This window comes from Pseudomonas sp. FH1 (assembly GCF_000510895.2).
Classification (GTDB): domain Bacteria; phylum Pseudomonadota; class Gammaproteobacteria; order Pseudomonadales; family Pseudomonadaceae; genus Aquipseudomonas; species Aquipseudomonas azotoformans_A.
In genome coordinates, this window is sequence record NZ_AOHM01000061.1 from 21,085 (window position 1) to 41,160 (window position 20,076).

The window sequence follows — 20,076 nt, forward strand, 5'->3', positions numbered from 1 at the left end:
CTCCATTGAATACCTCCAACTTGATGAGCCGTCTGCTGGCCCCCTGCGCCTTGGCGCTGAGCCTCGCCGCCTGCTCGCCCGGGACTGACACCCAGGCGGGCAAAACCCTGAACATTGCGTTCTTTGGCGATAACACCACCCTGGTCAGCGTCGACCCGTTCCAGGTGTATTGGCTGGAACACCGCGTGCTGCTGCGCAACGTCGCCGAGTCCCTGACCGACCAGGACCCGCAGACCGGCAAGATCATTCCCTGGCTGGCCAAACGCTGGGAAGTCAGTGACGACGCGCTGACCTATACCTTTCACCTGCGTGAGGACGTCACCTTCAGCAATGGCGAGCGCTTCGATGCCAAGGCGGTGAAAACTGCGTTTGACAGCGACAAGGCCCTGGCGACCGAGCTGCCCGCCACCTTCGGCGCCACCTACCTGGCAGGTTACGACCATGCCGAAGTGGTCGATGACTTCACCGTCAAGCTGGTGTTGTCCAAGCCCAACGCGGGCTTCCTGCAGGCCACTTCCACCACCAACCTGGCGATCCTCGCGCCCGCCTCCTACGCACTGACGGTGAAAGAGCGTTCCCTGGGCAAGATCATCGGCACCGGGCCGTTCGTATTGGCCAGCTACACGCCGGAAGTCGGCGCTCATTTGACCAAGCGCAAGGGCTACGCCTGGGCTTCGGCCAATATGAAAAACCAGGGCGAAGCGCATCTGGACACGGTAGACATCAGCTACATCCCCGAGGAAAGCGTACGAAACGGCCTGTTCCTGCAAGGCAAGGCAGACATCCTGTGGCCGCGCAACCCGTTCTCCGAAGTTGACCTGAAGCTGTTTCAGTCCAAGGGCGCGACGATCCAGAGCCGTTCGTTGCCGGGACCTGCGCTCAACCTGTTCCCCAACACCCGTGGCGAGCGCCTGCTGGCTGACAAACACGTGCGCCTGGCCGTGCAAAAGTCGATTGATCGCAAGAGCTACGCCAGCACGGTGTACAACGCCGAATTTCCGGTGGTGGACGGCGTATTTGATGTGACCACGCCGTATGTCAAAAGCCAGGCGGCCAAGCTCGGTTATGACCCGGCCGGTGCAGAACGCCTGCTGGATGAAGCTGGCTGGGCCAAGGGCGCGGATGGCTACCGGCAGAAAAACGGCAAGCGCCTGACGCTGAGCTACAACATCACGCCGGCCGAAACGGCCGGCGATGTGCTGATCCAGGACCAACTGCGCAAGGTCGGTATCGAATTGAAACTCAGCGTAGTCACCCGGGCCGAATGGGTCGCCAACAACTCCGCCGGCAACTACGACCTGACCATTAATTACATGACCCGCGCCGACCCGATCATCCTGCAAACCATCCTCGATCCGCGCAGCGCCAACAGCTCAACCGTGGCCACCAACACCTACGAACCTGCGGTACTGGACAAAGCCAAGGCGTTGTTTGATGCAGGCATCACCGCCACCCAGAGCCCGCAGCGCGCAGCCGCCTATGGCGACCTGCAAGACCTGTTGATTGATGAGAGTTCGGCATTCCCGATCTACGAGCGCGTGTGGCAGGCGGCAACCTCGCCCAAGGTGAAAAACTTCCGCTGGACCGCCGAGGGTTTTGCGCTGTTGGGTGATATCGAGATCGGTACGCCATGAGCCGCTACCTGATCGGTCGGGTCGGCCAGGCGCTGCTGGTGTTGTGGGGTGCCTATAGCATCACGTACTTCATTCTCTATCTGCTGCCGGGCGACACGCTGTCACTGATGCTCAGCGCCTCGGGCATGGAAGCCGACGCGCTGTCGGTAGAAGACCTGGCAAAGGCGCGGGCCTATTACGGTTTGGACAAGGGCGTATTCGAACAGTATTTCGACCTGCTGTGGGGCGCCGTTCGAGGTGACTTCGGGCAGTCGCTTTCGCTTAACCGCCCGGTCGCCGAGCTGCTGGTTGAACGCCTGCCGCAAACTTTGTCGTTGGCGGGCTTGGCTATCGTCTTGTCGTTGCTGGGCGGTATTGGACTGGCTTACCTGACCGCCTATATCCGCTGGCAACCGTTGAAGAAAGCGTTGACGCGCTTGCCGTCCCTGGGCTTTTCGGTGCCGGTGTTCTGGATGGGGCTATTGCTGATCCAGGTGTTTGCCTTTGGCCTGGGTTGGTTTCCCGCCACCGGCAGCCGAGGCTTCGAAAGCTTGGTGCTGCCGGCCGTCACCCTGGCCATTCCCAGCGCGGCGGTGTACGCCCAGGTACTGCAACGGAGCTTCCAGGGTGTCTGGAAAGAGTCCTACATCACCACCGCCTACGCCAAGGGCCTCAGCCGTGGGCAGGTGCAGGCGCGCCATGGGTTTAAGAACGCCGCGCTGCCGATCCTCACCCTGATCGGCTTGCAGGTCGGCAATACGGTGTCCGGCGCAGTGCTGGTGGAGACCATTTTTGCGCGATCCGGCATTGGCCGACTGGCGCAGGAGGCGGTGCTGCGCCAGGACATTCCGGTGGTACTGGCCATCGTCGCGGTGTCGGCTGCGGCCTTTGTGCTGGTGAACCTGCTAGTCGATCTGCTTTACCCCTGGTTCGACCCGCGCATCTCCCACACGCCAAAGGTGTCTTAGACCATGACCATCCTTGAGCAGAACCTGCGCGGCACAGCCATCCCGGCCAGCCAACCGCTGTGGCGTCGCCGCAGCCGGTTGCAGCGTGCGACGGCCGTGTTGCTGCCCTTGCTGCGACGGCCTGGTTTCATCCTGGCACTGTTGCTGGTGCTCTTCGCACTGGTCTCAGCCGTGGCGCCACACCTACTGACAAGCTTTGACCCCTACGCCACCTCGCCCGTCGACAAGCTGCGCGCACCAGGCCTCACCCATTGGTTTGGCACTGATGAACTGGGCCGCGACCTGTTTACCCGTGTGGTCTACGGTTCAAGCCTATCGATGCTGGCCGCCTCGCTGGCCGTCGGTATCGCCCTGCTCGGCGGCTTGGGGCTGGGCATTCTGTCGGGCTTTGCCGGCGGGCGTATCGACTCGGTGATCATGCGCTTCGTCGATGTGCTGCTGGCCTTGCCCGGCGTGCTGTTGGCCCTGGCGATTGTCACGGCGATCGGCTTCGGCACCGTACCGGTGGCCATCGCGGTGGGCGTCGGCATTATTCCTGGATTCGCCCGCACCACCCGCGCCGAGGTGTTGCGGGTCAAGACGTTGCCCTATGTGGAAGCCGCGCGCCTGGGCGGTGCAAGTTGGAGCCGTACGTTGTTGCGCCACATCCTGCCGAATGCCTGGGGCCCGGTGGCAGTGTTGGCGACGCTCGACTTTGGCGCTGCGATCCTGGCGACCGCGGGGCTGAGCTTCCTCGGTTTCGGCGCAGTGCCCCCCGCCGCCGAGTGGGGCACGCTGATCGCCAATGGTCGGCACTTTCTGATCACCGCTCCGTGGGTGTCGCTGCTGCCGGGCCTGTTCCTGGTGGCCGTGGTGTTCAGCCTCAACCATATCGCCCGCACCTTCGAGGAGACCCCGCGATGAATGCTTTAGTGGATGTTCGCCAACTCAGTGTCAGTTATCGGCACGGCAACACGGCGGTCGATCGCCTATCCCTGAGCATTGCCCAGGGCGAGACCGTGGCGATTGTCGGCGAGTCCGGCTCCGGCAAATCGACCCTGGCCAACGCGATCCTGGGTCTGCTGCCGGAGAGTGCGCAGATCAGCGCCGGCCAACTGTGGGTAGACGGCCAGGACCTGACCCACGCCAGTGAACACCAAAAACGTGCCTTGCGCGGCCGTACTATCGGCCTGGTGCCCCAGGACCCGATGGTCAGCCTCAACCCCACGTTGCGTGTCGGCCAGCAAATCGCCGAGGCGCTGATCCTGGCCAAGGGCAAACGCTACCCCGCTGTCGATGCGGACATTGTCGAGCTGCTGCAACAGGTCGGTATCGACAAACCCGTGCTGCGCGCCCGTCAGTATCCCCATGAACTGTCCGGCGGCATGCGCCAGCGCGTGCTGATCGCCATTGCCCTGGCCGGCAACCCACGCCTGATCATCGCCGACGAGCCCACCAGCGCCCTCGACGTCACCGTGCAGCGCAAGATCCTCGACCACCTGCAACACCTGGTCAGCGAGCGTGGGATTTCGCTGTTGATCATCACCCACGACCTGGGTGTGGCCACCGACCGCGCTGACCGCATCCTGGTGATGCAGCAGGGTGAACTGGTGGAACAGGGGCCGCCACGGCAGATCCTCGATGCGCCACAACATGACTACACTCGCGCGCTGATTGCCGCCGCGCCCGCGTTTGCCAAACGTCGTGAACCGCGGGTGCAGATTGATCCGGCACAACAGCCGATATTGCGCCTGCAAAACGTGGGTAAGACGTTTGCGCTGCCCAAGGTGAAAGGTGAGCAGTCGACTTTTGTGGCGCTTGAAGGTCTCAACCTGCAGGTGTATCCCGGCCAGACCCTGGCCATTGTCGGCGAATCGGGTTCGGGCAAAAGCACTGCGTTGCGCATCGCCCTGGGCTTGGAAAAACCGAGCCAGGGCCAGGTCTGGTTCGAACAGCAGGACGTCACGCACCTGAGCTGGCGCGACTTCCGCCCGCTGCGCCAGCGCCTGCAACTGGTGCAGCAAAACCCGTTCGCCGCGCTGGATCCGCGCTTCACGGTGTTCGACAGCATCGTCGAACCACTGGTCTCGTTCGGCTTGCTCAAGGGGCCAGCGCTGGAACAGGCCGCGCGGGAATTGATCAGTCGCGTGCACTTGCCAGTCAGCTACCTGGACCGCCTGCCACGCGAACTGTCCGGCGGCCAATGCCAACGCGTCGCCATTGCCAGGGCGCTGGCGTTGAAGCCGGACCTGTTGCTGCTGGATGAGCCGGTCAGTGCCCTCGACGTGTCGGTGCAGGCGCACATTCTGGATCTGTTGGAAGAGCTGCAACGGGAGATGGGCATTGCCTACGTACTGGTGTCCCACGACCTGTCGGTGGTGGCCAACTTTGCCCATGAGGTGCTGGTGTTGCGCAATGGCCGGGTGGTTGAGCAGGGTTCGGTGGAGCGGATATTCAATCGGCCGGCGAGTGATTACACGCGAGAGCTGATTGCTGCGATTCCGGGTCGGCACCTCACCGCAAGCGCTGCCTGACAGCGACTACGGCGGATTTGGCTGCATACGCGGGGTCATCAATCGCACCGACATGCCGGTCCAGCAACAATGGCAACTGCACCTGCAAAAACGCCACCCAGGTACGCACCTTGGCATCCAGAAAGCGTCGCGAGGGGTACACAGCGAAGACACTGCGTTCACGCAGTCGGTAATCCGCCAGCAGGCGCACCAGCGAGCCATCCTGCAACGCCTGCGATACACTGAAAAACGGCAACAGGCTGATGCCCATGCCTTCCTGTGTCGCCTTGACCATGGCGTCGGCCACGTTGGTCCTGAAGCTGTCACCGGGTGCAATCGCGATTTCACCTGATGCTCCGGTGAACAACCAGGCATCTTCCTGGAAGTCTTGCAGATGCAGGCGCTGATGCTGCCTCAGGTGCTCCGGCTGTTCGGGGACGCCGTGCTGTTGCAGGTACCGGGGCGAAGCGCAGGGCACGCTGAACAACTGGCCGATGGTCTGGCTGACCAGCGCGGAGTCCGGTAGCGAGCGGGCAATCGAAATCACCACATCGTGACCTTCCCCCAGCGGGTCCGGGTTGTGCTGGGAGAGGGTCAGTTCGATGCCGACGTGCGGATAATGCTCGCTGTAGCGGGCAACCAGCGGGGTGATCAGCACGCCCAAGCCGCTCATGCAATGCACACGCAGACGCCCTCGGGGGTTGAGGTGAGCGCCACTGGCTTCTGCCGTCGCCTCCCTGACGTCTTCCAGAATGTCACGACAGCGCAGCAAAAAACGTTCGCCCGACTCTGTCAGGCACAGACGCCGTGTGGTGCGTTGCAGCAGGCGCGTCTGGAGGTGTTTCTCAAGCTCGGAAACCAGCCGGGACACCTGCGCCCCAGACAGCGCCAGAGACTCAGCGGCGGCGGCGAAGCTGCCACTGTCGACGACACGGGCAAATACCTGCATGCCATTGAGCATGTCCATCAGTGTTGCCCCGCGATTGCTACGTAATCCGTATGAGTCATTTACCTGGCCCTGTCTTTAACGCTGCGCAGTTCTGACTAAACTGAAGCCAACTGAACGAGGGCCACCGTATGAAGATCAAATTTTCCAGCCTTATCCTGCTTTTCGGCGCCAGCGGTGCCTTTGCCCAGGGCAGCCCTGAGAACGCTGCGCCGGATATCCAGCGCATCGTTTCCGTGACGCCCGTGCCAGGCAGTTGCCAGGTCGAGCCAGCGACCCTGGTGTACGTCGACAGCCAGGGCGTCAGCCATAGCGTGAACTACCTGGTGATGGGCACGTGCCAGGGCGGCGTTTAAAGCAGCGTCCAGGTGTAACTGAGGATCAGCCGGTTCTCGTCGATATCGCTGCGGTAGTTGGAGCGCGCCATGACATTGCGCAACCGAATACCCAGGCCGCGCAGAGCACCGTTCTGCACGGCGTAGCCGATATCCAGATCACGCTCACGATCCTTGCCCTCATAACCCGCGCCGGTGGTCACGTTATCGCCGGTGATGTAGCGCACTGTCGTCACCAATCCTGGAAACCCGAGCGCAGCAAAGTCGTAGTCGTAACGCGCCTGCCAGGATCGCTCGTCGGTGTAGGCAAACTCATAGGTGGGCACCTCGTTGCCCAGCGGCGTGACGTTGGCAAACACCCGTGGGAACGCGCTGTCACCGTACATCGCCTGGTAGCCGACATAGACGGTATGGCCACCCCGCCTGACCGACAGGAGCGAGAAAAATGCCCGGTTGTCGATCTTGCCGAGCAATTTATCGCCGTCCTCTCGCGCTGCGTAGTAACCCAGGTTAGCCCCCAGCACCCAATCACCCATCGGCTGGCTGTGCTTGAAGCCAAGAAAGCTCTGCGCATAGATGTCTTGCAACTGGCCACGCCAGAGGCTGACGCTGGTGCGATTGCCATTGAAGGCGTAGTCGCCGCCGACATAGTTGAAGGCGTCGCTGTCGGCACTGCCCTGCGGTACATGGCCGAGCATGGCGATCATCTTCTCGTCGCCGGCCTCATTACGCAGGCTGGTGGTGGTCAGGTGCCCGGCCTGCAGCGTAAGGCCAACGACCTCACTGGAGCTGATGCTCACCCCTTGATAACTTGGCGGCAGCAGGCGGATATCGCTGAAGGCGAGCACCGGCAGGCTGGGCTGTAACTCACCCACTTTCAGCTCGGTCTTGGAAACCCGTGCCTTGAAGGTCAGGCCGAAGCGGCTGTAGTCGTCTGCCGCACGGCCATCGTCCTTGACCGGCAACAAGCCGCTGTTGACCCGGTCCGGGCTGCTGTCGAGCTTGAGGCCCAGGGTGCCGAGCGCATCCAGGCCGAAGCCGACAGGCCCTGGGGTGTAACCGGATTTATAGGTGAGGATAAAACCCTGCCCCCACTCTTCGGCCTTGGATTGTTTGTTGGCCCCGACAATGTCGGAGAAGTCACGGCTGAAGTAATAGTTGCGGGCTTGCAAAGTGGCACTCGAGCCTTCGAAAAAGCCGCCTTCGGACGCGGTCGCCGCCAGGGGCATGCCGAGTAGGGGCAGCCAGATACGCTGTAGGGTCTGTTGATTCATGTCGTTGCTCTTTTAATTGTTGTTATCGACGGTGGTAGATCAACGCACGCCAGCAGCCTCCAGATGGCTGCGCGGCCGACGCTGACTCAGGGCGTAGGTCATCATCGCCAGCGCAGCAATCGCACCCGGAATGGCAAAGACCAGGAAGTTGAGCTGCAACGGCAGCTCCGCAGACATCAAGGCGCCGCCCAGCAACGGGCCGACGATTGCGCCGTTGCGACCGATCCCGGACGCCCAACCCAGGCCGGTGGCACGCATGGACAAACCGTAGAGCTGCGCCGCAGCGGCATACAGCAGGATTTGCGTGCCGATGGTGGTGGCGCCCGCGAGGAAAATCAGCAGGTACAGGACCGGCATCGGGCTGTTGATCCCCAGCAAGCTGATGGAAACCACACCGGTGACGAAGAAGCCGATCATCACCTTGATCAGGTTCAACCGGTCACCCAGCCAGCCACCGACAAGCGCCCCGGCCATGCCGCCCAGGTTCAATGCCACCAGGAACGACAGACTGGACCCCAGGCTGTAACCGGCGCCCGCCATCAGTTTGGGCAGCCAGGAACTCAGTGCGTACACCATCAACAGGCAGCAGAAAAACGCGGTCCAGACCATCGCCGTGCGCACGCCCAGGCCATGGCGAAACAGCTCCACCACCGAAGCGCCCTTGGCTTTTACTTCGTTGAGCAACAGTTCATCACCTGCCTCGATCTGCGTACCCGGCGACAGTCGCATCAGCAACGCCCGCGCCTGCTCCTGGCGACCCTGACGCACCAGAAAACCGATGGATTCGGGCAGCCAAAACACGATCAACGGCAGCAGCAACAGCGGAATAGCCGCCGCGAAGAACATCGACGACCAGCCATAATTGGGCAGCATGAAAATCCCGACACTGGCCGCGAGCATGCCGCCCAAGGAATAGCCGCTGAACATCACCGCCATCAGTGTGCTGCGCAGTTTCTTCGGCGCATATTCGTTCATCAGTGCCGCCGCATTGGGCATCAGGCCACCGCAGCCCAGGCCCGCGATAAAACGACAGATGCCGAATTCGGTGGGACTGCTGGCAAAGCCGTTGATCACCGTGGCAACGCTGAACAGCGCGAAGCACACGGCGATGCCTTTTTTGCGCCCGAACCGGTCCGCCAGGCTGCCAAACACCAGCGCGCCGAACATCATGCCGAACAGTGCATAACTGCCCAGCGCACCGGCCTGCAGCGGCGACAGGTTCCATTCTTTCATGATGGACGGCAGCACCACGCCGTAGATAAACAAGTCATAGCCGTCAAAGATCAACAGCAAGGCACACAGGCCCACCACCCTCCAGTGAAAACGGCTGAAGCGGGCATTATCGATAATCGAATGAACGTCATGGGTACGCATGGCAGTGCTCTCTTTATTGTTGTTGTGAGTCAGTGTCTGCAGGGGTAACGGCGCTCAGCCTAGGTCGCCGCCTCCTACGGGCAAGGTCACGCCGGTGATGTAGGAGGCTTCGTGAGAGGCCAGGAACAGGATCGCGCCGACTTGCTCGTCAATGCTGCCGTAGCGTTTCATCGGGCTACTGTCGAGAGTCTGATCGACGATCTGTTGATACCAAACGCGTTCCTGTTCGCTTTGCGCCTGGCTGTTGCGCGGAATGCGGCGTGGCGGAGCTTCGGTGCCGCCGGGTGCCGTGGCGTTGATGCGAATGCCATGGCCGGCGGTTTCCAGGGCCAGGCAGGCGGTCAGCGCATTCACCCCGCCCTTGGCCGCGCCATAGGGCACCCGATTGATGCCGCGCGTGGCAATCGACGACACGTTGACGATGGCGCCGCTGCCCTGCTCCAGCATGTAAGGCAACACGCAGTGGCAGCACCACAGCGTGGGGAACAATGAGCGGCGCACTTCCGCTTCGATTTCCGGCTCTGCGTAGTGCTCGAAGGGTTTGGCCCAGATGGTGCCGCCGACGTTGTTGATCAGGATGTCGATGCGCTCGAAACGCGCCTTGGCCTGCGCCATCACCCGTGCGCATTCGGCGTGCTGCTCCAGGTCGGCGGTAAGAGTCAGCGCCCGCGTGTGCTGCAATTCATGCACAAGCTCCGAACGATCGACCGCCACCAGCCAGGCGCCCTCCTCCAGCAAGCGTTCGGCAACGCGCCGGCCAATGCCCTGTGCTGCGCCTGTGACCAGCGCGACCTGGTTATTGAAACGTAGTGTCATGTGGGTTTCCTCAGGCGGCGTCGCCGGTGACGATGGCGTTGGGCGTGAACTTCTCGTAGTAGAAGCCGGCCGGGCTGACGCCCTGTTGCTTGAAGTGCTGTCGCACGGCATCCACCATCGGCGGCGGGCCGCACAGGTACACATCGACGTCACCGTGGTTAAGCAGGTCGTTCGCCATGTGCTGGGTGACATAGCCTTGGCGCGGATGGGGGGTCTGCGGGTCGGCCACGCAGGTGACGACGCTCAAGTTCGGCAGGCGCTGGGCAAACGCTTGCAGCGCCTCGACCATCACCAGGTCCGCGTCACGGGTCACGCCGTAGATCAGCGTGATCGTGCGCGTCTCCTGACGCTCCGCCAGCACTTCGAGCATCGACAAAAACGGCGCCAGCCCGGTGCCACCGGCCAACAGCAACAAGGGCCGTGTCACTTCGCGCAGATAAAAGCTGCCCAGGGGGCCGGTCATCGGCACTGCGTCACCCACCTCTGCCTGTGCAAGCCAGCCGCTCATCAACCCGCCGGGCACATGCTTGATCAAGAACGAGGCGCACGTGTCGCCGGGGCGGTTGCTGAACGAATAGGAACGAGTCTGCCCGCTGCCCGGCACGCCGATATTCACGTATTGGCCCGGCAGGAAAACCGGTGCCTGGTCCAGCTCGAAACACACCTCCAGCGCCGCATCGGCGTGCGGGGTAATACGGGAGAGCGTTGCGGCAAACTGCGCAGTGCCGGTCTTGCAGGCACTGGAGGGCACCGGCACCGCTATCACGCAATCGGACTGCGGCACCATCTGGCAAGTCAGCACCTGCCGTTGCTGGGCTTCGTCTTCGCTGAGGGCGTCGTCGATGTAATCGTCCCCCAAGTCGTAGACGCCGGTTTCACAGCGGCATTTGCAGGTGCCGCAGACACCGTCCGAGCAATCCATGGGCAGGTTGATACGTTGGCGAAAGGCCGCATCCAATACCTTTTCACCCACCTTGCAGTCGATGAAACGGGTGACCCCATCCTCGAAGTTCAGGGCAATGGCGTACGTCATGGGGCTGTCCTCAGATGTGGTAGATATCGATGACCTGATGGATGTAGTCGTTTTTCAGCACCACCTTCTTGCGCGTGATCAGCGGCTGTTCGCCGCGCATATCGAGGCTGTAGAACGAGGTGCCGAAGTACGTGTCCGTGGTCTTGTAGCGGTGGCTGAGGGTTTGCCAGTTGAAGCGCAACATCACGTGCTCGCCGTCGTCGGCCAGCACTTCGAGGTTGGTGATCAGGTGCGCGGTGCGCGGCTCCGGCGTACTGGCGCTGGAGCGTTCGGTCTTGATGCGGAACACGCGGTCTTCCAGTCCGTCACGGCTGGGGTAGTAGATCAGCGAGATTTCGCTTTGCGGGTCTTCGGTGAGGGTGTCGTGATCGTCCCACGCCGGCATCCAGAATTCGACCTTGGGCGAGTAGCACTCCAGCCACGCGTCCCACTGGCGATCATCCAGCAGGCGCGCTTCGCGGTAGAGAAAGTCGAGCAGGCGGTCGCGGGAGGTACTCATGACAGCACCGCCTTGTCGCTGGCAATCAGGCCCTGCTGCTCGTGCTGGATGGCGCGTTGCAGGCTCTGCGCCCAATGGGCGTGCTGGCGTACGAACAGGCCTTCGTCTTCGGTCTTGATCCCGCTGAGCTGCGGGTGCATGCCCATGGCCTGGGCGTTTTCATCGGCGCCCTCAACCCACTGTTTGGCGCCACGGCTGAGGTCGTTCCACAGGGTGGTCGCGCCTTGGTAGCCGGTCTGGCAGGCGCGAAATTCTTCCAGGTCATCCGGCGTGCCCATGCCGCTGACGTTGAAGAAGTCTTCGTACTGGCGGATACGGGTGGCGCGCTCCTCGGCGCTTTCGCCGACGGGCGCCATGCAATAGATGGTGACTTCGGTCTTGTCGACGGCAATCGGCCGTACCACGCGAATCTGTGTGGAGAACTGGTCCATCAGGTACACGTTGGGATAGAGGCACAGATTGCGCGTCTGATCGACGATAAAGTCGGCGCGCTCCTTGCCCAGACGCTCTGCAAGGGCCTCGCGGTGAGCATGCACCGGGCGTACTTCGGGGTTGAGCAGGCGTGTCCACAGCAGGATGTGCCCGTGTTCGAAAGCATAGACGCCGCCCAGGCTTTTCGACCAGCCATTGGCGTCCACGGTGCGGGTGCCTTCGGCTTCGTAGTTGCGCCGGCCCATGGTCGCCGAGTAGTTCCAGTGCACCGAACTGACGTGATACCCGTCGGCGCCGTTTTCGATCTGCAGCTTCCAGTTGCCGTCGTACACATAAGACGAACTGCCGCGCAGCACTTCCAGGCCCAAGGGCGCCTGATCGACCATCTGGTCGATGATCACGCGGGTTTCACCCAGGTAATCGCTGAGTTCCGGTACGGATTCGCTGAGGCTGCCAAACAGGAAGCCACGGTAGTTTTCGAAACGACCCAGGCGCGTCAAGTCGTGGGAGCCGTCGCAATCGAAGCTGTCCGGGTAAGCGCCGGTCTTGGCATCCTTCACTTTGAGCAACTTGCCGGCATTGCTGAACGTCCAGCCGTGGAACGGACAAGTAAACGAGCCTTTGTTGCCTTGCTTGCGCCGGCAGAGCATGGCGCCACGGTGCGCGCAGGCGTTGACCAGGCCATGCAGGGTGCCGTGTTTATCGCGAGTGATGACCACCGGTTGGCGGCCGATCCAGGTGGTGAAGTAGTCGTTGATCTCGGGCACCTGGCTTTCGTGCGCCAGGTAGATCCAACCGCCTTCGAAGATGTGTTTGATCTCCAGGGCGAACAGGTCAGGGTCGGTAAAGATATCGCGGCGGCAGCGGAACACCCCGGTGGCGGGATCTTCCTGGACGGATTCGCCGAGTTGCCGGGCGAGGCGGTCGAGGCGGTCGAGCGTGCTGATCATGGGGTAGGCCCTCGGTTGTTCTTGTATCAGGCGCCTTCACTGTAGGGGCACGCTCCACTCCTCAATATCCGTTGGCTGCAAAACGTTATCCGCCGGGCGCAGGCTGTCAGCGCTGGCGTTTCCAGGTCTGCGAGGGTAATTCGCCGAAGCGTTTGCGGTAGGCTTCGGCAAAACGCCCCAAATGCACGAAGCCATGATCCAGTGCCACTTCGGTCACGCTACGAGCCGAGGGCAATTGCAAGCGCGCGTGCACGCGCTCCAGCTTGCGTTGACGCACGTAGTCGCGCGGCGACAGGCCGACCTGACGTTCAAACAGGGTATAGAGCGAACGCTCACTGACCTTGGCGGTGGCCATCAGTTGTTCGACGCTGATGTCTTCGGTCAGGTGTTCCTCGATGAACTGGCGCACCGCTTCGAAACCACCGCCTTGAGCCGCTTGCGGGGCAACGCGCAACACGTTGCTGGCCAACAGCGCCAACAGTTTATTCGCCACGATGCGTTCATACAGGCCTTGTACTTCGCACGCGGCGGCGTTTTCAGCCTCATGGCAGATCAGCCCCAATAGTTGCAGGAACCCACTCATCTCACTCAGCGCATGTCGCGCCGTGGCGAAACGGATGCCCTGTTGCGGCAGCGTCCAACGCTGTTCCAGGCAGGCGTTCTCCAGCAGGCGCACCGGCAACTTGATGATGAATTTCTCGCAGTCGGCGGAATAGGTCAGGTCCACCGGGTCATCCGGGTTGATCAGCAGGATCTCACCGGGTTGGAAGACCTGCTCTACCCCACGGGCATTGGAGCGACAGTGACCGCTCAGCAGGATTTGCAGGTGATAGATGGTTTGCAGCGCATCCGACGTCACTCGCACCGGCGCACCGTAGCTGATCCGGCACAGGTCCAGGCTGGAAAAGGTGCGGTGGCTGATGCTCGCCTGTGGCCGCCCACGAGGTGGCAGGCGAATACAGTGGCTGCCGACATGCTGGTTGACGTAATCGGAGACCGCATAGGCATCGGCACGTTGGAAAATCTGGCTGCGCTCACTCAATAGCACGGTCATGGTTGCGCCTCTTTTATAGTTATAGGGTTCAGGCTGACGCTTGGCGGTGCAAGGCGTCCAATATGGATAAGGTCTCAATGAATACTCAGCGGGTATGGAAACCCCGCAATTGCGCGTTCCACCGCGCTATTTGAAGTCGCGGGCGCAGCAGTTGGATTTATTCCGAAACAATCTTAAGGTGTCCTGCACCGGCCAGACCCTGAGCGGCGCAATCAGGTTCCTTACCGGTACAGCAAAAGACTTTTGCCATTAATCTCATTGATAGCCTGCTAACGAAACCCCCATGCTAGAGGGCTAACCCCGCGCTTATATCATTCCGAATGATAGTTACCTTTGCTTCATTCGATTCGTGACATAGCACATCGCCGCGCATGATCCGCCCATCTCAAATACATTGGCGGATGCACCTCATGGAACAGTCACTCAAACATTTGCGCTTCCCCCTGGCGATTCTGGCCGTGGTGGTGATGAGTGCGTGCGGCAAGACCCCGGACCAAGCGGCCGCCATGCCAGCGGCCAAAGTCAGCGTGGCCAAGGTGCTGGAGCAACCGGTCAACGAGTGGGATGAGTTCACTGGTCGCCTGGAAGCCCCGGAAACCGTGCAGATTCGTCCGCGCGTGTCTGGCCAGATTGACCAAGTCGCTTTCACCGAAGGCGCTTTGGTCAAGAAAGGCGACCTGCTGTTCCAGATCGACCCACGTCCGTTCCAGGCTGAAGTGCGTCGCCTTGAAGCCCAGTTGCAACAAACCCGCGCCGCGGCCACCCGCAGCGATAACGAAGCTCAACGCGGTGAACGCCTGCGCCAGAGCAATGCGATTTCCGCCGAACTGGCTGACTCGCGCACCACCGCCGCCCAGGAAGCCCGCGCCGCTGTCGCCGGGATCCAGGCGCAGCTGGACCTGGCCAAGCTGAACCTGAGCTTCACCCGCGTCACGTCGCCGATCAGCGGCCGTGTCAGCCGTGCCGAAATCACCGCCGGCAACCTGGTGACCGCCGATGTCACCGCGCTGACCAGCGTGGTCTCGACCGACAAGGTCTACGCCTACTTCGATGCGGATGAGCGCGTGTTCCTCAAGTACACCGAACTGGCTCGCCAAGGCCGTCGCGGTGCGACCACCCCGGTGTACCTGGGCCTGTCCAACGAAACCGGTAACCCGCACCTGGGCCAGATGAACTTCGTCGACAATCAGGTCAACCCGGCCACCGGCACCATCCGTGGTCGCGCCGTGTTCGATAACAGCAAGGGCGAATACACCCCTGGCCTGTACGCCCGCCTGAAGCTGGTCGGCAGCGGCACCTACTCCGCCGTGCTGATCAACGACGAAGCCGTCGGCACCGACCTCGGCAAGAAGTTCGTGCTGGTGATGGAAGGCGACAAGCCGGCGTATCGCTCGGTAGAACTGGGGCCGAAAATCGAAGGTTTGCGCATCGTGCGCAGCGGCCTCAATAAAGAAGACACCATCATCGTCAAGGGCCTGCAACGCGTGCGCCCAGGATCGCCGGTCGCTCCGGAAACCATTCCGATGGCCAGCAAGGAAACCCTCGCCGCCTTGGCCCAACAACGACAAGCGCTTGAAGCCAGCAACCTGGAACAAGTGGCGCCGGATAAAGCCGCGCCGAAACTTGCCAGCGCTGCGACTCCACGCGGTTAAGGGATACGACTCAAGATGAATTTTTCCAAGTTCTTCATTTCGCGGCCGATCTTCGCAGCAGTGCTTTCGCTGCTGATCCTGATCGCCGGCGCGATCTCGCTGTTCCAATTGCCGATCAGCGAATACCCGGAAGTGGTGCCGCCGACCGTCGTGGTCCGTGCCAACTTCCCGGGCGCCAACCCCAAAGTCATCGGTGAAACCGTGGCCGCTCCGCTGGAGCAGGCGATCACCGGCGTCGAGAACATGCTGTACATGTCCTCGCAGTCGACCGCCGACGGCAAGCTGACCCTGACCATCACCTTCGCCCTGGGCACCGACCTGGACAACGCGCAGGTGCAAGTGCAAAACCGCGTGACCCGGACTCAGCCGAAACTGCCTGAGGAAGTGACGCGCATCGGTATTACCGTGGACAAGGCCTCCCCCGACCTGACCATGGTGGTGCACTTGACCTCCCCGGATCAGCGCTACGACATGCTTTACCTGTCCAACTACGCCTTGCTTAACGTGAAGGATGAGCTCGCGCGGCTGGGCGGTGTGGGCGACGTGCAACTGTTCGGTATGGGCGACTACTCCCTGCGGGTGTGGCTGGACCCGAACAAGACCGCTTCGCGCAACCTGACCGCCACCGATGTCGTGACTGCGATACGTGAGCAGAACCGTCAAGTGGCCGCTGGTGCCCTGGGTGCGCAACCTGCACCGACCGCCACCGCGTTCCAGTTGTCGGTGAACACCCAAGGTCGCCTGGTGACCGAGGAAGAGTTCGAGAACATCATTATTCGCTCGGGCGCTAATGGTGAAATCACCCGCCTCAAAGACATCGCACGGGTGGAGCTGGGCTCCAGCCAATACGCCCTGCGTTCGTTGCTGAACAACCAGCCGGCCGTGGCAATCCCGATCTTCCAGCGCCCTGGCTCCAACGCGATCGAGATCTCCAACGAAGTCCGCGGCAAGATGGAAGAGCTGAAAAAGAGCTTCCCGCAAGGCATGGACTACAGCATCGTCTATGACCCGACCATCTTTGTGCGTGGGTCCATCGAAGCCGTGGTGCATACGCTGTTCGAAGCGCTGATCCTGGTTGTATTGGTGGTGATCCTGTTCCTGCAGACTTGGCGCGCCTCGATCATTCCGTTGGTGGCGGTGCCGGTATCGTTGATCGGTACGTTTGCGGTGATGCACCTGTTCGGCTTTTCGCTCAACGCGCTGTCGCTGTTCGGCCTGGTACTGGCCATCGGTATCGTGGTGGACGACGCCATCGTGGTGGTGGAGAACGTCGAGCGGAACATCGAGCTGGGCCTGGAACCGTTCCCGGCCACTGAAAAAGCCATGAGCGAAGTGACTGGCCCGATCATCGCCACCGCATTGGTGCTGTGCGCGGTGTTCGTTCCAGCCGCCTTCATCAGTGGCTTGACCGGGCAGTTCTATAAGCAGTTCGCCTTGACCATTGCGATTTCGACAGTGATCTCGGCCTTCAACTCGCTGACCTTGTCCCCTGCCCTTGCGGCCGTGTTGCTCAAAGGCCACAACGCGCCGAAGGATGCGTTCTCCAAGTTCCTCGACAAGCTGCTGGGCGGCTGGTTGTTCAAACCGTTCAACCGCTTCTTCGACAAGGCCAGCCATGGCTACGTCGGCACCGTTCGCCGCGTGATCCGTGGCAGTGGTATCGCGCTGTTTCTGTACGCCGGCCTGATGGTCCTGACCTGGTTGGGCTTTGCCCACACACCAACCGGTTTCGTACCGGCCCAGGACAAGCAATACTTGGTGGCCTTCGCTCAATTGCCGGATGCCGCGAGCCTGGACCGTACCGAAGACGTGATCAAGCGCATGTCCGACATCGCGCTGAAACAACCCGGCGTGGAAAGCGCCGTAGCCTTCCCCGGCCTGTCGATCAACGGCTTCACCAACAGCCCGAACAGCGGCATCGTGTTCGTGACCTTGAAACCGTTCGACGAGCGTAAAGACCCGAGCATGTCCGCCGGCGCGATTGCCGGTGCCCTGAACGGCAAGTACAGCAGCATCCAGGAAGCCTACATGGCAATCTTCCCACCGCCGCCGGTACAGGGCCTGGGTACGATTGGTGGTTTCCGCCTGCAGATCGAAGACCGGGGCAACCTGGGTTACGACGAGCTGTACAAAGAAGTGCAGAACATCATCACCAAGAGCCGCACCACGCCGGAGCTGTTCGGCCTGTTCACCAGCTACACGGTTAACGTGCCCCAGGTCGATGCCGCCATCGACCGTGAAAAGGCCAAGACCCACGGCGTGGCGATCAGCGACATCTTCGACACCCTGCAGATCTACCTGGGTTCGTTGTATGCCAACGACTTCAACCGCTTCGGCCGGACCTACCAGGTCAACGTGCAGGCTGAGCAGCAGTTCCGCCTGGATGAAGACCAGATCGGCCAGCTGAAAGTGCGCAACAACAAAGGCGAGATGATCCCGCTGGCGACCTTCATCAAGGTCAGCGACACCTCGGGTCCGGACCGCGTGATGCACTACAACGGCTTCATCACCGCAGAAATCAACGGCAACGCTGCACCGGGCTACAGCTCGGGCCAGGCTGAAGCGGCGATCGAGAAACTGCTGAAAGAAGAACTGCCCAACGGCATGACCTACGAGTGGACCGACCTGACCTATCAGCAAATCCTCTCGGGCAACACCGCGCTGTTCGTGTTCCCGCTCTGCGTACTGCTGGCGTTCCTGGTTCTGGCCGCCCAATACGAAAGCTGGAGCCTGCCATTGGCGGTGATCCTGATCGTACCGATGACGCTGCTGTCGGCGATTACCGGGGTGATCATCTCGGGCGGCGACAACAACATCTTCACCCAGATCGGCTTGATCGTACTGGTGGGCCTGGCGTGTAAGAACGCGATTCTTATCGTCGAGTTCGCCAAGGACAAACAGGCAGAAGGCCTCGACCCGCTCGCTGCGGTACTGGAAGCCTGCCGTCTGCGTCTGCGGCCGATCCTGATGACCTCGTTCGCCTTCATCATGGGTGTGGTGCCACTGGTGTTGTCCAGCGGTGCCGGTGCCGAGATGCGTCATGCCATGGGTGTGGCGGTGTTCTCCGGGATGATCGGTGTGACCTTCTTCGGTCTGTTGCTGACGCCAGTGTTCTACGTACTGATCCGTCGCTATGTGGAGCGCCAAGAGGCACGCAAAGCGGCCAAGGCCTTGAAGCTGGAGACACAGCAATGAGTGTGAAAGTATTCCTGCCGAGCTTGCTGGTCCTGGCGCTGAGCGCCTGTGCCGTGGGCCCGGACTACAAAGCCCAGACACCGGAGGCGGCCAATATCACGGCCGCTGCCGACGCCAAAACGTATGACCACGCCAAGTTCGAAGGCATTTGGTGGCAGCAGTTCGAGGACCCGACCCTCAACCAGTTGGTGACCCAATCGCTGCAAGGCAACCGGGACTTGCGCGTCGCTTTTGCCCGTCTGCGGGCGGCCCGCGCGATTCGCGATGACGCCAGCAATGACGCCATGCCGACCATCACCAGCCGGGTCAGCAGTGACCAGGGCAAAGGCCAGATTCCGGGCCAGACCACCAGTCGCGTCAAGACCGAGCGTTACGACCTCGGTCTGGACATGGCTTGGGAACTTGACCTGTTCGGTCGCATCCAGCGCAACCTGGAAGCCACCGACGCCGACCAGCAGGCTGCCGAGGCTGACTTGTACCAGCTGCAAGTCACCATGATTGCCGAACTGGTGGATGCCTACGGTCAACTGCGGGGTGCGCAACTGCGTGAACGCATTGCCCTGGACAACCTGAAGAACCAGCAGGAATCGCGCACCATCACGGTCAGCCTGCGGGATGCCGGTGTGGGCGACCAACTTGACGTGGAGCGTGCTGACGCACGCCTCGCGGCCGTCGAAGCCAGCGTGCCGCAACTGCAGGCCGAGCAAGTGCGCGAGCGTAACCGCATCGCCACCCTCCTCGGCCAGCGTCCCGACAAGCTGACCGTCGACCTGGGCCCGAAAGACCTGCCGGCGATTGCCAAGGCGTTGCCGATTGGCGATCCAGGGCAACTGCTGCAACGTCGCCCGGACATCCTCAGCGCCGAACGCAAACTGGCTGCCGCCACCGCGCGTATCGGCGTGGCCAAGGCCGACCTGTTCCCACGGGTCAGCCTCAGCGGCTTCCTTGGCTTTACCGCCGGGCGTGGCTCGCAGATCGGCTCGTCCGCCGCGAATGCCTGGGCGCTGGGCCCAAGCATCACCTGGGCAGCCTTCGACCTGGGCAGCGTGCGCGCCCGTTTGCGCGGCGCCGATGCCGAGGCAGATGGCGCACTGGCGACCTACGAGCAACAAGTGTTGTTAGCCCTGGAAGAGTCCGAGAACGCCTTCAGCGACTACGGCAAGCGTCAGCAACGTTTGGTTTCGCTGATCCGCCAAAGCGAATCCAGCCGCGCCGCCGCCGACCTGGCCGCGATCCGCTATCGCGAAGGCACCGTGGACTTCCTGGTACTGCTCGACGCGCAACGTGAGCGCCTGGCCGCCGAAGACTCCCAGGCCCAGGCCGAAGTGGATTTGTACCGCGGCATCGTCGCGATCTACAAAGCGTTGGGCGGTGGTTGGCAGCCGGACACGGTGGTCGCCAGCGCCAAGTGATGTAAAGAGCTCCTTTGGTTGGTCGCATCCA

General features: G+C 61.8%; 16 protein-coding genes. 8 read left to right on the forward strand and 8 right to left on the reverse strand.

The genetic code is table 11. The features are described 5' to 3' along the window. The first annotated feature begins 23 nt into the window (after nucleotides 1–23). From H096_RS20060 to H096_RS20075, 4 genes are read left to right on the forward strand one after another with little or no spacing between them, the layout of a single operon-like run. Nucleotides 24–1,634: an ABC transporter substrate-binding protein gene (locus H096_RS20060; RefSeq protein ID WP_033901149.1), complete on the forward strand. Its 1,611-nt coding sequence runs from the start codon at nucleotides 24–26 to the stop codon at nucleotides 1,632–1,634. Next, a complete protein-coding gene (locus tag H096_RS20065; protein ID WP_033901150.1) occupies nucleotides 1,631–2,581 on the forward strand; it encodes an ABC transporter permease in 951 nt (316 codons plus the stop codon). Before H096_RS20060 ends, H096_RS20065 begins: the two co-directional genes overlap by 4 nt. Nucleotides 2,582–2,584: 3 nt before the next feature. Continuing rightward, complete coding sequence (locus tag H096_RS20070; protein ID WP_033901151.1) at nucleotides 2,585–3,484, forward strand: ABC transporter permease; 900 nt, start codon at nucleotides 2,585–2,587, stop codon at nucleotides 3,482–3,484. Next, nucleotides 3,481–5,094, forward strand: coding sequence for an ABC transporter ATP-binding protein (locus H096_RS20075; RefSeq protein ID WP_033901152.1), 1,614 nt, complete (start codon nucleotides 3,481–3,483; stop codon nucleotides 5,092–5,094). The genes H096_RS20070 and H096_RS20075 overlap by 4 nt, the downstream gene beginning before the upstream one ends. Here the strand turns inward: H096_RS20075 and H096_RS20080 are convergent. Beyond that, entirely contained in the window at nucleotides 5,075–6,040 is a 966-nt protein-coding gene (locus tag H096_RS20080; protein WP_051422110.1) for a LysR family transcriptional regulator, read from the reverse strand. The genes H096_RS20075 and H096_RS20080 overlap by 20 nt on opposite strands. A gap of 110 nt (nucleotides 6,041–6,150) precedes the next feature. Here H096_RS20080 and H096_RS20085 point away from each other — a divergent pair, with 110 nt between their 5' ends. Continuing rightward, entirely contained in the window at nucleotides 6,151–6,375 is a 225-nt protein-coding gene (locus H096_RS20085; RefSeq protein ID WP_033901153.1) for a DUF2790 domain-containing protein, read from the forward strand. Here the strand turns inward: H096_RS20085 and H096_RS20090 are convergent. The 7 genes from H096_RS20090 to H096_RS20120 form a co-directional block, all read right to left on the reverse strand. Continuing rightward, complete coding sequence (locus tag H096_RS20090) at nucleotides 6,372–7,583, reverse strand: OprD family porin (RefSeq protein ID WP_241495520.1); 1,212 nt, start codon at nucleotides 7,581–7,583, stop codon at nucleotides 6,372–6,374. The two genes, H096_RS20085 and H096_RS20090, sit on opposite strands and share 4 nt — an antisense overlap. A gap of 84 nt (nucleotides 7,584–7,667) precedes the next feature. Beyond that, on the reverse strand, nucleotides 7,668–9,002 hold the full coding sequence (locus H096_RS20095; protein ID WP_033901155.1) for an MFS transporter: 1,335 nt from the start codon (nucleotides 9,000–9,002) through the stop codon (nucleotides 7,668–7,670). Between the two features lie 54 nt (nucleotides 9,003–9,056). Further along, entirely contained in the window at nucleotides 9,057–9,818 is a 762-nt protein-coding gene (locus H096_RS20100; RefSeq protein WP_033901156.1) for a 1,6-dihydroxycyclohexa-2,4-diene-1-carboxylate dehydrogenase, read from the reverse strand. A 10-nt stretch (nucleotides 9,819–9,828) separates the two neighbouring features. Further along, complete coding sequence (gene benC, locus H096_RS20105; RefSeq protein WP_033901157.1) at nucleotides 9,829–10,851, reverse strand: benzoate 1,2-dioxygenase electron transfer component BenC; 1,023 nt, start codon at nucleotides 10,849–10,851, stop codon at nucleotides 9,829–9,831. Nucleotides 10,852–10,861: 10 nt separating this feature from the next. Next, nucleotides 10,862–11,350 (reverse strand): benzoate 1,2-dioxygenase small subunit, encoded by a 489-nt coding sequence (gene benB, locus H096_RS20110; RefSeq protein ID WP_033901158.1) that lies wholly within the window; start codon nucleotides 11,348–11,350, stop codon nucleotides 10,862–10,864. Then, on the reverse strand, nucleotides 11,347–12,732 hold the full coding sequence (locus H096_RS20115) for a Rieske 2Fe-2S domain-containing protein (protein ID WP_033901159.1): 1,386 nt from the start codon (nucleotides 12,730–12,732) through the stop codon (nucleotides 11,347–11,349). Before H096_RS20115 ends, benB begins: the two co-directional genes overlap by 4 nt. Before the next feature lie 106 nt (nucleotides 12,733–12,838). Continuing rightward, a complete protein-coding gene (locus H096_RS20120; RefSeq protein WP_033901160.1) occupies nucleotides 12,839–13,786 on the reverse strand; it encodes an AraC family transcriptional regulator in 948 nt (315 codons plus the stop codon). 410 nt (nucleotides 13,787–14,196) lie between these two features. Here H096_RS20120 and mexE point away from each other — a divergent pair, with 410 nt between their 5' ends. Genes mexE through H096_RS20135 form a run of 3 tightly spaced genes read left to right on the forward strand, consistent with a single transcriptional unit; the run spans nucleotide 14,197 to nucleotide 20,045 of the window. Further along, nucleotides 14,197–15,438, forward strand: a complete 1,242-nt coding sequence (gene mexE, locus H096_RS20125; protein ID WP_033901191.1) for a multidrug efflux RND transporter periplasmic adaptor subunit MexE — start codon at nucleotides 14,197–14,199, stop codon at nucleotides 15,436–15,438. A 15-nt stretch (nucleotides 15,439–15,453) separates the two neighbouring features. Next, nucleotides 15,454–18,633 carry an efflux RND transporter permease subunit gene (locus tag H096_RS20130; RefSeq protein ID WP_033901161.1) on the forward strand — a complete coding sequence of 1,060 codons (3,180 nt, stop codon included), beginning with the start codon at nucleotides 15,454–15,456 and terminating at the stop codon, nucleotides 18,631–18,633. Next, the gene (locus H096_RS20135) at nucleotides 18,630–20,045 is read left to right on the forward strand and encodes a TolC family protein (RefSeq protein ID WP_033901162.1); all 1,416 of its coding nucleotides are present in this window, start codon (nucleotides 18,630–18,632) and stop codon (nucleotides 20,043–20,045) included. The genes H096_RS20130 and H096_RS20135 overlap by 4 nt, the downstream gene beginning before the upstream one ends. Nucleotides 20,046–20,076 lie beyond the last annotated feature (31 nt).